12 protein-coding genes are annotated in these 13,315 nt (G+C 39.3%); 7 read left to right on the plus strand and 5 right to left on the minus strand.

All coding sequences use genetic code 11. The features are described from left to right. The first annotated feature begins 200 nt into the window (after positions 1-200). Together INT04_RS14410 and sanA are read left to right on the plus strand one after the other, a co-directional pair. Positions 201-1,898, plus strand: a complete 1,698-nt coding sequence (locus INT04_RS14410) for an NAD-dependent malic enzyme (RefSeq protein WP_193016791.1) — start codon at positions 201-203, stop codon at positions 1,896-1,898. Positions 1,899-2,031: 133 nt separating this feature from the next. Further along, the gene (gene sanA / locus INT04_RS14415; protein ID WP_193016792.1) at positions 2,032-2,760 is read left to right on the plus strand and encodes an outer membrane permeability protein SanA; all 729 of its coding nucleotides are present in this window, start codon (positions 2,032-2,034) and stop codon (positions 2,758-2,760) included. 12 nt (positions 2,761-2,772) lie between these two features. On the opposite strand, the gene yeiB is transcribed toward sanA, so the two are convergent. The 3 genes from yeiB to INT04_RS14430 all read right to left on the minus strand — a co-directional run bounded on the left by yeiB (position 2,773) and on the right by INT04_RS14430 (position 5,912). Beyond that, positions 2,773-3,924, minus strand: a complete 1,152-nt coding sequence (gene yeiB / locus INT04_RS14420) for a DUF418 domain-containing protein YeiB (RefSeq protein WP_193016793.1) — start codon at positions 3,922-3,924, stop codon at positions 2,773-2,775. Positions 3,925-3,936: 12 nt separating this feature from the next. Next, on the minus strand, positions 3,937-4,596 hold the full coding sequence (gene folE / locus INT04_RS14425; protein ID WP_193016794.1) for a GTP cyclohydrolase I FolE: 660 nt from the start codon (positions 4,594-4,596) through the stop codon (positions 3,937-3,939). 155 nt (positions 4,597-4,751) lie between these two features. Then, on the minus strand, positions 4,752-5,912 hold the full coding sequence (locus tag INT04_RS14430; RefSeq protein ID WP_193016795.1) for a YbfB/YjiJ family MFS transporter: 1,161 nt from the start codon (positions 5,910-5,912) through the stop codon (positions 4,752-4,754). Positions 5,913-6,130: 218 nt separating this feature from the next. Here INT04_RS14430 and moeA point away from each other — a divergent pair, with 218 nt between their 5' ends. From moeA to INT04_RS14445, 3 genes are all read left to right on the plus strand, one after another. Further along, a complete protein-coding gene (gene moeA, locus INT04_RS14435; RefSeq protein WP_193016796.1) occupies positions 6,131-7,372 on the plus strand; it encodes a molybdopterin molybdotransferase MoeA in 1,242 nt (413 codons plus the stop codon). A gap of 5 nt (positions 7,373-7,377) precedes the next feature. After that, a complete protein-coding gene (gene moeB, locus INT04_RS14440) occupies positions 7,378-8,154 on the plus strand; it encodes a molybdopterin-synthase adenylyltransferase MoeB (RefSeq protein ID WP_193016797.1) in 777 nt (258 codons plus the stop codon). A 261-nt stretch (positions 8,155-8,415) separates the two neighbouring features. After that, positions 8,416-10,116, plus strand: a complete 1,701-nt coding sequence (locus tag INT04_RS14445; protein WP_193016798.1) for an amidohydrolase — start codon at positions 8,416-8,418, stop codon at positions 10,114-10,116. An 89-nt stretch (positions 10,117-10,205) separates the two neighbouring features. Here INT04_RS14445 and INT04_RS14450 read toward each other — a convergent pair whose 3' ends face one another. Continuing rightward, entirely contained in the window at positions 10,206-10,670 is a 465-nt protein-coding gene (locus INT04_RS14450) for a GNAT family N-acetyltransferase (protein ID WP_193016799.1), read from the minus strand. 9 nt (positions 10,671-10,679) lie between these two features. Continuing rightward, positions 10,680-11,258 carry a TIGR00730 family Rossman fold protein gene (locus tag INT04_RS14455; protein ID WP_193016800.1) on the minus strand — a complete coding sequence of 193 codons (579 nt, stop codon included), beginning with the start codon at positions 11,256-11,258 and terminating at the stop codon, positions 10,680-10,682. 318 nt (positions 11,259-11,576) lie between these two features. Here INT04_RS14455 and rhtA point away from each other — a divergent pair, with 318 nt between their 5' ends. After that, the gene (rhtA, locus tag INT04_RS14460; protein WP_193016801.1) at positions 11,577-12,467 is read left to right on the plus strand and encodes a threonine/homoserine exporter RhtA; all 891 of its coding nucleotides are present in this window, start codon (positions 11,577-11,579) and stop codon (positions 12,465-12,467) included. Between the two features lie 275 nt (positions 12,468-12,742). Beyond that, positions 12,743-13,249: a DNA starvation/stationary phase protection protein Dps gene (gene dps, locus INT04_RS14465; RefSeq protein ID WP_072070537.1), complete on the plus strand. Its 507-nt coding sequence runs from the start codon at positions 12,743-12,745 to the stop codon at positions 13,247-13,249. Positions 13,250-13,315 lie beyond the last annotated feature (66 nt).

The raw sequence follows: 13,315 nt of genomic DNA on the forward strand, positions 1-13,315 counted from the left end.
ATTCCTCTAAAAATCGCGCCTAAAAAAGCATCAGCATGTAAATTTTGCTGATGCTTACCATAAAAAGTTGTAACAACTGTATCTATCTCTCATTTCTAAGTATAAAAATCATAAAAAAATAACATAAGCTGTACATATTTTTATTATTTTGTAGGATCTACTATTGTCATGTGACTAACTGCCTTACAAGAGTATTTTTCATGGAACTGGAACACGAAAGTAAACGCCCTCTCTACATCCCGTATGCAGGTCCAATCCTGCTTGAATTTCCCCTGTTAAATAAAGGTAGTGCTTTCAGCGAAGAAGAACGCAGCACCTTTAACTTACATGGTTTACTGCCAGAAGCTGTTGAAACCATTGAAGAACAGGTTGAACGCGCTTATCGCCAATATCTTGATTTCAAAAACGATAACGATAAACACATTTACCTAAGAAATATTCAAGACACCAATGAAACACTGTTTTACCGTTTATTGGAATCTCACCTCACTGAAATGATGCCTATCATTTACACACCAACAGTGGGTGAAGCGTGTGAACATTTCTCCGATATTTATCGTCGTGCCCGCGGTTTATTTATCTCTTATCCTAACCGCGCCAATATCGACGATATGCTACAAAACGCCACTAAACAGAACGTAAAAGTGATTGTTGTGACAGATGGCGAACGTATTCTTGGTTTAGGTGACCAAGGTATCGGTGGTATGGGTATTCCTATTGGTAAACTCTCTTTATATACCGCGTGTGGGGGCATTAGCCCAGCGTATACTCTACCTGTTGTGCTTGATGTCGGCACGAATAACCCACAACGTTTAAACGATCCACTGTATATGGGGTGGCGTCATCCTCGTATCACAGGTGATGAATATAACGAGTTCGTTGATGAATTTATTCAAGCGGTTAAACGTCGCTGGCCAAATGTTTTACTGCAATTTGAAGATTTCGCGCAAAAAAATGCGATGCCTTTGTTAAACCGTTATCGTGATGAATTATGTTGCTTTAACGATGATATTCAAGGTACAGCATCTGTTACTTTAGGTAGTCTCATTGCAGCAAGTCGTGCCGCGGGTCGCCAATTAAAAGACCAAACCGTTACTTTCTTAGGTGCGGGTTCTGCGGGTTGTGGGATTGCTGAGCAAATTATTGCCCAAATGAAATCTGAAGGTTTAAGTGATGAGCAAGCACGCGAGCGCATCTTTATGGTTGACCGTTTCGGCTTATTAACTGATAAACTGCCAAACCTACTTGATTTCCAAAGCAAGCTAATCCAAAAAAGTGAAACGATTGCTAATTGGAATACAGAAAGTGATGCAATCTCACTGCTAGAAGTGGTTAAGAACGCAAAACCTACTATTTTAATTGGTGTTTCAGGACAAGCAGGATTGTTCACTGAAGAAATTATTCGTGAAATGCACAAGCATTGTGAACGCCCTATCGTGATGCCATTATCTAATCCAACGTCCCGCGTAGAAGCACGTCCTGAAGATATTATCAACTGGACTGATGGACAAGCTTTAGTGGCAACAGGTAGCCCATTTGCACCCGTTAAATACAAAGATAAAGAGTATCCAATTGCGCAATGTAACAACTCTTATATCTTCCCTGGTATTGGGCTAGGTGCAATTGCAAGTGGTGCTAAACGTATAACCGATGCCATGTTAATGGTCGCTAGCCGTGCATTAGCAGATTGCTCACCAATGGCAAAAGAGGGTGATGGTTCATTATTACCACCACTGTCTGACATCCAACAAGTTTCACGTTATATTGCCAAACAAGTTGCTAAAGAAGCGCAAGTTCAAGGCGTAGCTACCGTCACATCAGATTCTGCATTAGAAGAAGCTATTGAACGTAATTACTGGCAACCTGAGTACCGTATTTATAAAAGAACTTCGTTCTAAGTCAGTTTTTACCACTAAGTACCATTCTGAAAAGCACTTCATTACTTAATATGAGGTGCTTTTTTCTTGCTTCCATTTCTCGGCTCAAGTAGCCTTAAGTATTATTAAAGTCATGCGTCATTAAGGCAAGGACATGCTAAAACGCCTCGTTTATCTCTTTCTTACACTCTTTATTTTGCTGGCTATCACCTTGATTGCCTGCGATCGCTGGATCGGATGGAAAACTAATTCTTATATCTTTGAAGATATTGATACCTTACCCGCTAAAAAAGTAGGAATGGTGCTGGGTACATCAAAGTACTACACCAGCGGTTACATTAATCAATTTTACCAATATCGCATACAAGGTGCTGTCAATGCCTATAACAGTGGTAAAATTCAGTATTTATTATTAAGCGGAGATAATGCAAAGCATAGCTATAATGAACCGAATACCATGCGTAAAGATCTGATTAAGGCGGGTATTCCTGCCTCTCGCATTGTGATGGATTTTGCTGGATTCAGAACACTTGATTCCGTTGTGCGTACTAAAGAAGTCTTTGGCACCGATGGATTTACCATTATCACACAGCGTTTTCACTGTGAGCGAGCCGTTTTTATCGCACTTGAAAAAGGTATTGATGCGCAGTGTTTTGCCGTTGCCTCACCTAAAAGTATGTTTAAAGTACGAGTACGTGAAGTGTTTGCAAGAGCTGGAGCCATAATTGATGTCTATATTTTAAACCGCGAACCTCGTTTTTTAGGTCCACCAGAAACAATTCCTGCAATACAATCTATTCCCGAAGGCATTAAAGCTTACCCTGCGGTTTCACCAGAGGAAGTCGAATTACTTCCTCTCAGTGATAACGAAAAAACGCAATAAAAAGCGCTAAATCTAAATATAGTGCGCTAATTTAGCTGATAACTTACGCCAACTCCACTCTATTGGTCCTTGTGGAAAATAGCGCAGCCAAACTACAGCAAAAGCGATATTGATTGCCCAAATAACAGCAACAAACGGCATTAGCTCAGGTAGTGTGAATTGGTTAAATAACCCCATTCGCTGGAATAAAATAATACCCAGAAGGCTTTGCATTAAATAGGTGGTTAGCGCCATCTTCCCAATACAACGTAAAGCATAGGCAAAATAGGAGTGTTGAATTGCATTCCAACTCCAATAAAATAGTGCGATATATCCTAAACTTTGTATTACTTGAATAAGCATAGTCAAAGGCTGTGCAACAACAGCAGCCCAACGGTAATGCCAATCAGAATAGTAATCCACCAGCACAATAAGTGTTTGTAGGCTTAAACTCGTCGAGAGGAAATAGAACGCCACATAACCATAATGAGCACGACTAAATTTCTGTTGTAACCACCCCGATGCCATTAATGCAGAGCCCATTAACATTGCACCGAATAAAAACCAACTATATTGACGTATCAAATTAAAAATAAAGAGACTTAATTCATTTAGCCGATAATAGACACTATTCATGTAAGGACCTGTTTTCCAGTCTGATTCAACAAGCTGAGAATACGGCGTGCTATACCAAACGGTATCGATAAAGTCGCGATAATAATAAAACAGAGCACCTAAAATGAACGCGCCAATAATATAGAGCCCAGCACCTAGTATAAATTGGCGTTTTATTGACATCGATTTAATAAAAACTAAAACAAATAAACCACACACACTATAGGGAAATAAGATATCACCTTCCCAAATAAATAATGTGTGAATAAGCCCTATTAACGCTAACACCACTAATCGAGATACATTAAAACGCGTTCCTTTGCGTAATAATAAATAGAGCGTACCACCAAAGAGAAGTGCAAATATAAAGAGGAATTTACCTTGAGCAAAAAGATTTAATGCCATCCATGTTAGACGACCACTAAAAGTCGCCTCACCCGAATGTAACGGGTTGAATGAGGCAACTCTTAATAAGGCAAAACCTGAAATGTTGAGCAATAAAATGCCAAGGATCGCCATTCCTCTCAACGCATCGAGTGCTTCAATACGTTGATGAGACGATTCATTCATTTATTTAAAATCTCAAAGATGACGAACAGCGCGCAAAAATTCCTGACGCGTATTTTGGCTCGATTTAAATAGTCCACCCAATGAGGTTGTTGTCGTTGCACTGGTTGCATCACGAATGCCACGGGCTTTAACACAGTAGTGAACCGCATCGATAGATACCGCTACATTTTTTGTGCCAAGCAACGTTTGTAATGCAATCAGAATTTGTTGTGTTAAGCGTTCTTGAACTTGAGGGCGTTGAGCAAAAAATTGCACAATACGATTAATTTTTGATAACCCAATCACTTTGTCTTTCGGGATATAAGCCACAATCGCTTTGCCATCAATCGTGACAAAATGGTGTTCACATGTACTTGTTAATGTGATATCTCGTACTGTCACCATTTCATCAACTTGCATTTTATTTTCAATTAGCGTGATTTTGGGAAAGTTGTGATAATCCAGCCCTGAGAAAATCTCATCAACATACATTTTAGCAATACGACGAGGCGTTTCAGCTAAGCTATCGTCGCTTAAATCTAGGTTTAACAGCTTCATCACTTCTGTCATATGATGTTCAATTTGCAGTTTACTCTCACTTGGAGATAGCTTTGGCTCACGAAGAGGCGTTTCCAAACCGCGCTCAACCAACGCAGCGTGTACCCATTGCGCCTCTTTACTTAATGATGACATTGGACTCTCCGATAAACACATTAATTAAGTATCTGTTTCGCTGTTAGCGACAACGTCTACACTTTAGATGACCTGAATCACATTATCCAGCGATACCGCATTTTTCGTTATGAAATTATTGCATTTTTGTATGCAGTTTTTTTAGTTTAAGCCTGCTATTTTTCTTTTGAGCACACCAGAAAACCACCAATTATCAACACAATAAAAGCGACATAAAGGGCTGGTTCTAATTTCCCTGTCACTGCCGTTGAAAATGACGAAATAACGGGACCGACTAATTGCCCAATTGCATAAAAAGTAGTGAGCAAACCTGCCATATAACGACCATGGTCAGGTGCCAACTCTTTCCCGCGTAAAAAAGCGAGTTGTACCGCACACATCAAGCCACCACCAATTAGAAATGCACCAATGGCAAGCCCTGTTATCGACGGTATCCACTCTGCAATTAAAATACCTAACGCTTGTAGCCAAAGCGTAATAGCTAATCGTAACTGTGTGTTTAATACATTACGCGTTAAAATTGCGATCCCAATACACAATGCCGCAGAAGCGCCAAAAACAGGCCAAACGAATTGAGCAATTAAGCTTCCTGGAAAGCGCTCTGCTGCCATTTGAGAAAGAAATGTTGCAGGTAAAATATAACCAAAACCCGCAAAGGTATAACCCAAAATCAGCTTTTTCATCGCAGGTGTCAGCGTTAAAGGGGCTACGTTTACCTCTTCTCGGCTCATTGTCCAAGGTTTAGGAAGATGATAGCTGACATATATTGCACAAATAAAAGCAAGTAAGCCATAAATAAGCCAGCCAGTCATAGCACTCATTTGCCATTTCATAATTAACACAGCAAGCATACCGCTGATAAATATACCTGCGCCAGTTCCTGCATAAACAGCCACACTTAATGCAGGACGATTTAACCGAGCCAGTAACTCATTTGCCCATGATGCCACCAGCACTAATGTCCAACCACTTGCCCACCCGATAAAAAAACGAGCAATACTATGCATAAATGCATCATTTAAAAAAGCAGATAATAGGGTAATAATGACGGCTCCCCAAAGCCCCGCCCACAAACGATATCCTACGCCTTTAACAGCTTTCATTGCATCATAAGAGCCGGCGAGATAACCAAGGTAATTAAACGCCGCCACAATACCCGCACTGGTTAATGTTAATTGAGACTCTGCAATCATTAACGGTACTTGTGGTGTAAAGGTAAAACGCCCTATCCCCATAGCAACCACTAAAGCAAGAAAACCACTAAACGCGATATGAAAGGCTTGCGCTGAATGGCTTTGGCGATTTGAAGTATTCATTGATATCCATTATTTTGTTTTATCGTTTTATATATTTTAATGTGCTCTTTACTAATAACAGAACAAGCAACACATTAACCTCAAACAGATAACATTTCTGTGACAAGAAGTTTCATTTCTTTCTATTCACAAGATGATCTCTGACATGATGATGTTCATCGTGATAGATTAGTATCATGAAATAAAACAGAACATTTCGATAGATCTTGGAGTATGCAATGAGTCAATGTCACGTTAGCGGTTTATTATCTCTTGATGAAGCGCTAGAAAAACTACTTGAAAAACCGCTGGCAATTACCGATACCCTTAACATCCCATTAAATAATGCAGCAGGCTATATTCTCAGTGAAGCAATAACGTCTCCGCTGAATGTTCCGCCTTTTGATAATTCAGCAATGGATGGTTACGGGCTTCGTTATGCTGACTTAACCGTTAAAACGTCACTGCCTATGGCAGGAAAATCGTTCGCGGGTATTCCTTTTGAAGGTGAGCTCCCAGCGGGACAATGCGTCCGTATTATGACTGGCGCAATGGTTCCTTCGGGTGTTGATACCGTCATTATGCAAGAAGAAGCTGAAGTAACCGAAAGTGGTATTCGCTTTCCTCACCCTGCTAAAAAAGGTCAAAATATTCGCCGTATTGGTGAAGATATTAAAGAAAATGAAGGGGTATTACCGGCTGGCACTAAGCTTTCAACAGCACAATTACCGTTAATTGCCTCTTTAGGGATCGCCACTGTACAAGTTTATCGACGCTTAAAAGTTGCTGTTTTCTCAACCGGTGATGAACTACAAACTATTGGCCAGCCATTAAAAGCGGGCCAAATTTATGATACCAACCGCTTTGCGGTACGCTTAATGCTTGAAAAACTAGGTTGTGAAGTTTTAGATTTAGGCGTTATTCCTGATTCGCCTGAGAAACTGCGTGAAACCTTTAAAAAAGCAGACCAAGAAGCGGATTTAGTGATCAGCAGTGGTGGCGTTTCTGTGGGCGAAGCTGATTACACCAAACAAATTCTTGATGAAATTGGTGAAATCGGTTTTTGGAAGCTCGCCATTAAGCCTGGAAAACCTTTTGCCTTTGGTCGATTACACAATGCTTGGTTCTGCGGTTTACCGGGTAATCCTGTCTCAGCAACCGTTACGTTCTATCAATTGGTTCAACCTTTAATCGCACGCTTGTCAGGCTTTAGTCATTGGAAAGCGCCACAGCGTTTCCAAGCCATAGCGCAATCACCTTTAAAAAAATCGGCGGGTCGTCTTGATTTTCAACGAGGTATAGCCAGTATTAATGCTGAGGGTGCATGGCAAGTCGATACTTCAGGCCACCAAGGTTCTCATGTTTATAGCTCCTTTAGTGAGGCTAACTGCTTTATCGTATTAGAGCGTGAGCGCGGTAAAGTTGCCGCAGGCGATACGGTGACTATTGAGCTCTTTAATTCCCTGTTAAAAAGTGAATAGTCTTTATGAGTATCGAATTAACCGATGAAGAAACACTGCGTTACAATCGCCAAATTGTATTAAGAGGTTTCGATTTTGATGGTCAAGAGGCGCTAAAAGGTGCCTCTGTACTGATTGTCGGAGCAGGTGGCTTAGGTTGTAGTGCATCTCAATATTTGACTGCTGCAGGTGTAGGCCAATTAACTTTACTAGATTTTGATACGGTTTCACTTTCTAATCTTCAACGCCAAATTCTGCATCGTGATACAACGATTGGTCAGCCTAAAGTGTTATCTGCAAAAGCAACATTAGAAGCGATTAATCCTCATGTCAAAATAGAAACCGTTGATGCATTACTGGAAGATGAGGCTTTAGCTGAACTTATTCACCACCATAATATCGTAATGGATTGTACGGATAATGTGGCAGTACGCGAGCAACTTAATCGACTCTGCTTCCACCAGAAAAAACCGCTGGTATCTGCCGCGGCTATTCGAATGGAAGGCCAAATCAGTGTATTCACCTATCAAGATAACGAGCCTTGTTATCGCTGTTTGAGTCACCTTTTTGGTGATAATGCGTTAAGTTGTGTTGAAGCGGGCATCATGGCGCCTGTTGTAGGAACAATGGGTACTTTACAAGCCGTTGAGGCGATAAAATTACTCACTGGTTATGGTGAAAACTTGCATGGCAAAGTATTAATGTTTGACGCAATGCGAATGCAATTTCGTGAATTCAAACTCCCTAAAAATCCGCATTGTGAAGTGTGTTCTGCCAATTTACCAGACAACGCCCCCCTCTGATATTCTTGATAAGGTAAGTCTAACTTTTTCAAACTTACCTTATCACCTCTCAAACAGTATGGTATTTATCTGTTTTTTAATAATTTTAATTATTTTCCAAGTCATATTTCTCGTTAAATCAATGTAATAAGCTTGTAGTATTCCCTCTGATTTAATTCTACTATGACCGCCCGCGTCAAAACGCAACAGGATGCCCAATAAGCACAGATACTCATTTAAGCACTCTCTCAAGGTGCTAAAAAAGCAATACAAGGTAGAAGAATGACATTTCAAATTGCAGATACTCTTTATTACAACGGGCGAATCTATACCGCTGATCATAATGATAATTTCGTTGATGCTATCGCCATAGCTCAAGGTATGATTATTGCGACAGGTAAAAAAGAACGGTTACTTTCTTACTGTAATGAAAATACTGAGCAGATTGATTTACAGGGAAAAATGGGGATGCCGGGCATTATTGATGCACACATGCACCCATTCTGGGGAGGTGCAACATTAGCGGGTTGTCATCTTGATTATCAATCACTCTCTATTGATAACATTTTATTGCGCATTCAAAAATACCTTGATGAAAACGTGATTGAAAGTGATACCGAATGGTTAAAAGTCTCTGCGTGGTATCGTGAAGGGATGCAACCCGAAGGCGTGCAAATGACACGTTATCACCTTGATACTTTACACACATCTCGTCCTATTTTGCTTTTTTCCAGTGATTGTCATAGTGCTTTAGCGAACTCTCGTGCTTTAGAATTATTGAATATTACAGCTGAAACGCCTGATCCTCCCGATGGGAATATTGAACGCGACGGTGACAGAACCCCGATAGGTATTCTTGAAGATGCCCCAGCAATGCAGGCCATGGATAACTTGCCCCCACTGACGGAAGCACAAAACCTGCAAATAGCCCGTCATGTTCAAGCATTGTTAAATGAACAAGGGGTAACCACCATTATGGATGCGCGTGTGGGTGAGCCTCAACTGCGTGCCTTTAATACATTAAGAAAAACAGGTGAACTGACTCTTCGTGTAGAGAATGCCGTTGAAATCACGCCAGATGAGGTATCTTGTGTTGATGATATTCCAAACGCTGTACACCATGCTACAACTCGGTTTTCACAATGGCATCAAATCAGCGATGGAGCTCAACCTAGTGTTGCGATCCGCCATATCAAACTTTTCCTTGATGGTGTATTACAAGCACCGATTATGACAGCACGCTTACACTCACCTTATCGCATTAATGTAGGAACGGATGACACGCCACATTGGCAGGCTTCTGAGCATATTGGTGATCTCTATTTCTCACCTGATATATTAACGCCGTTAGTCACAGAAATTGCTCGTGCGGGTTACCATCCTCATATTCATACAGTTGCTGAAGGAGCGATTAGCACGGCACTTGATGCTATTAGTGAAATGCGTAAAGCCTTACCTGAAAAAGACATAAGACCGGGCCTGGCACATAATGAATTGATGTGTGAAAAAGATTATGCACGTTTTGCACAACTAAAAACCGCCCCTTTTATCTCCTTCCAATGGGCAGCTGTAGAACAGAGCAATATCGAGAAAGATATTGAAATGCTCGGTAAATCTCGCTGTAACTATTTAGAGACTGCTGGCAAGTTTATTGATGCTGGCGTTACTGTTGCTTTTGGTAGCGATTGGCCGATTGACCCACTTAACGAGTGGTACGATTTTAAAGTAGCGATGACGCGCCAAAAAGATACAGTAAGCCCTCGCCTTGATAATGATCGTAACCTAACATTAATTGAAGTCCTACGTGCAGCCACAATTAACGCGGCTCAAGCATTGGATATGGATAGACAAATTGGATCACTAGAAGTCGGAAAATTTGCCGATTTTATTGTATTAGATAGAGACTTGTTTGAAATATCGGCAGAAGATGTTGAAAATGTCAGGGTATTGTGTACGATCATTGCGGGGAAACCCACAATTTAGCTGAATAATATAATTAATAAACCCGCGTTGAGCGGGTTTATTTTTATCTATGCACTTAATTCTATGAGAATTAACGTAAATTTAGCCTGCTATAAAGCAATCGCCATTACTGTGCTCACTTCTTTTAATCCTTCACGCTCGTAAAAACGTTTAGCAGCACCATTTTCAGCTAATACAGATAACTCAAGATGCGTCATTTTCTCTAATTTAGCCCACTCTTTCATTGCTGTTAATAATAAACTTCCTACGCCTTGGCTACGTACTGAAGGGGCAACAACAATATCATAAATATAAGCATATTTACGCTGAACTAAGCAGTTAAACATTGGTGTTTCTTGGATTTGCGCCATGCTAAATCCAACTACTTTACCGTCTAAATCTGCCACTAAAAGATGAAACTTATTATTTTTTATTCCATTAATAATAAAAGCTTCATCTTGCTTACCCGGCTTTAATCGATCGGGTTGTAAATTCGCCATTTCATTAAATAAATAAGTGTAAAGCGTATTAATTTCTTCTACATCAGACAAAATTGCTTTTCTTATTATTATCATTTTTTACCTTTATTTGTTGTAGGTTTTTACAGGAGGTGCGGTGTACGTTTCAAATTTATCTAAAAGTTGAATAGGACATTGTTCCACAATCGCCATATTCCGGTATTTTTCATGTAAGAATTGTTCATCAGCCATTTTATCAATCATCATTAATAATGGAGAATAGAACTGATTAATATTGAGTATGCCTAACGGTTTTTGATGTAACCCAATTTGGCTCCATGTAAAGACTTCACTAAACTCTTCTAATGTACCAAAACCACCGGGTAAAGCGACAAAACCTTCAGCTAATTCAATCATTTTGCTTTTACGCTGATGCATTGTTTCAACAACATGTAGTTCAGTCAGATTTTTATGTGAAATTTCACGCCCTTCTAACAGCGTAGGAATAACACCAATTACCTTTCCACCTTCGGCTAATACAGTATCGGCGAGTGTTCCCATAATACCGACACTTGCACCACCATAAATTAAGGTAATATTACGTTTAACCAGCTCTTTGGCAAAAATAATTGCTTGTTCTTTATAAATAGGTGAAGCCCCTAAACTAGAACCACAATACACTGCGATAGATTTTATTTTACTCATTTTTTATTCTCTTTTAGCTAGTTAAAACGAGCTTGGAATTATACTGAAGGTACTTTTAATAAAAAAGGTCAAAAAAAGTGTTTTTACTCTTTTTATCACGCAGATATATTTAAATTTTATTAAAGCTAGATACTTAAATAAATTTAATTTTTATTCTATTAAAAATAAATTTATTTATATTTAAACTAAAAATAAATTAATTAGTTTAATTAATAAATAACTATATTAAAGCTTGTGATTTTATTTTATATTATGCGATCCTTTGTTATACCGCTAACAGAGCACACATACGAATGATTATTGATGAGGTTTTATAGGATGTTGTCAGCCAGACACTCAGCTAAATTACAGGTATTTTATCCTGTACTTCTTTTGCTTCTTTCCATGCTTTCGATACAAAGCGGCGCATCCCTTGCTAAAAGCCTATTTCCAGTTATCGGTGCCCCAGCAGTCACAGCGTTACGCTTATTATTAGGCACTTTGATCCTCTTTTTTATTTTTAAACCGTGGCGACTCAAATTAACTCGTGAATCAATAATGCCCCTATTTTTATATGGCTTATCTTTAGGCGCAATGAATTATCTTTTTTATCTCGCGCTTGAAACTATTCCTTTGGGTATTGCCGTCGCACTCGAATTTACGGGTCCTTTGGCTGTAGCCATGTTTTCATCACGTAGAGCTATCGACTTTTTATGGATAGCGTTAGTGATTGCGGGCTTAGGATTATTGCTTCCTATTGGTGACAATATTCACGGACTGGATCCTCTGGGTATTTTATACGCACTGGGCGCAGGTGTCGGTTGGGCGTTATATATTGTATTCGGACAACGTGCAGGAAAAGGCTATGGTGCAGCAACTGTATCTATTGGTTCATTAGTGGCCGCCTTTATTTTCGTGCCTATTGGTCTATTGCAAAGCAGCCCTGACCTTATGTTTAGTTGGTCTATTTTACCTATTGCCTTAGCCATTGCGATTTTATCCACTGCGTTCCCTTATACTTTAGAAATGATTGCTCTCACGCGTCTGCCTGCAAAAACATTTGGCACATTAATGAGCTTAGAGCCTTGTATGGGAGCCTTTATTGGTATTATTTTCCTACACGAACATTTGACGTTAATACAATGGGTTGCCTTAGCCTTTATTGTTTTAGCCTCTATTGGTTCAACAACGACAATGAAAAGTAAAACCAAAATTGAGGAAGTTAAATAGATATTTAACGTTATTTACTCATCAGAAAATAAATATTAATTTTAAAAGGATCTTGTGATCCTTTTTACTTATTAAATAATAACTTTACTGACCTATCATTGCTATTTTTCGCTCATTGTCTTACTCTAAATAGACTATTTCGATAGATTAGATTTTTTTAATAGATGACCTATCAATTTAATAGTATCAATCGATAAGACTAACCATTAATAATTCACTATCATAATTAACAGAAATTAAGATATTGATTTATTAATTATTTAGGGAGAACGATTATGAGTACTGCTAAATTAGTCAAATCCACACCATCAACTCTGCTTTATACCCGTAATAATCTTGATGATAGCGTAAAACTGCATGCTATCGAATTACTGCAACAGATGGTAACGCAGTTTATCGACTTATCTCTTATCACAAAACAAGCGCACTGGAATATGCGTGGCAGAAACTTTATTTCTGTCCATGAGATGGTTGATGGCTTCCGCGATACCATTAATGAGCACACTGATGAATTCGCAGAACGTATTGTTCAATTAGGTGGCACTGTATTAGGCACCGCTCAAGTTGTCAGCAAGAAAACACCATTGAAAGCCTATCCACTGGATATTCATGATGTGCAAGACCACTTAAAAGCACTAGCCGATCGTTACGCTATTGTTGCTAATGATATTCGTAAAGCTATTGATGAAGTTGAAGACGAAGATACAGCCGATATGTTTACCGCGGCATCGCGTGATCTTGATAAGTTCTTATGGTTTATTGAAGCCAATATTGAAAATTAATTCGTCATTATAAAATACGTTTATACCTTAGAAAGGCGACCTTCATTTATTTAGGTGGCCTTTTTA

Origin of the sequence: Proteus sp. FME41 (assembly GCF_014897315.1) — a bacterium.
Taxonomy (GTDB): domain Bacteria; phylum Pseudomonadota; class Gammaproteobacteria; order Enterobacterales; family Enterobacteriaceae; genus Proteus.

Bases quoted from the DNA above. Each gene is read 5' to 3' on its own strand.
- INT04_RS14410 (WP_193016791.1), top strand. From the start codon at position 201: ATGGAACTGGAACACGAAAGTAAACGCCCTCTCTACATCCCGTATGCA.
- sanA (WP_193016792.1), top strand. From the start codon at position 2,032: ATGCTAAAACGCCTCGTTTATCTCTTTCTTACACTCTTTATTTTGCTG.
- yeiB (WP_193016793.1), bottom strand. From the start codon at position 3,924: ATGAATGAATCGTCTCATCAACGTATTGAAGCACTCGATGCGTTGAGA.
- folE (WP_193016794.1), bottom strand. From the start codon at position 4,596: ATGTCATCATTAAGTAAAGAGGCGCAATGGGTACACGCTGCGTTGGTT.
- INT04_RS14430 (WP_193016795.1), bottom strand. From the start codon at position 5,912: ATGAATACTTCAAATCGCCAAAGCCATTCAGCGCAAGCCTTTCATATC.
- moeA (WP_193016796.1), top strand. From the start codon at position 6,131: ATGAGTCAATGTCACGTTAGCGGTTTATTATCTCTTGATGAAGCGCTA.
- moeB (WP_193016797.1), top strand. From the start codon at position 7,378: ATGAGTATCGAATTAACCGATGAAGAAACACTGCGTTACAATCGCCAA.
- INT04_RS14445 (WP_193016798.1), top strand. From the start codon at position 8,416: ATGACATTTCAAATTGCAGATACTCTTTATTACAACGGGCGAATCTAT.
- INT04_RS14450 (WP_193016799.1), bottom strand. From the start codon at position 10,670: ATGATAATAATAAGAAAAGCAATTTTGTCTGATGTAGAAGAAATTAAT.
- INT04_RS14455 (WP_193016800.1), bottom strand. From the start codon at position 11,258: ATGAGTAAAATAAAATCTATCGCAGTGTATTGTGGTTCTAGTTTAGGG.
- rhtA (WP_193016801.1), top strand. From the start codon at position 11,577: ATGTTGTCAGCCAGACACTCAGCTAAATTACAGGTATTTTATCCTGTA.
- dps (WP_072070537.1), top strand. From the start codon at position 12,743: ATGAGTACTGCTAAATTAGTCAAATCCACACCATCAACTCTGCTTTAT.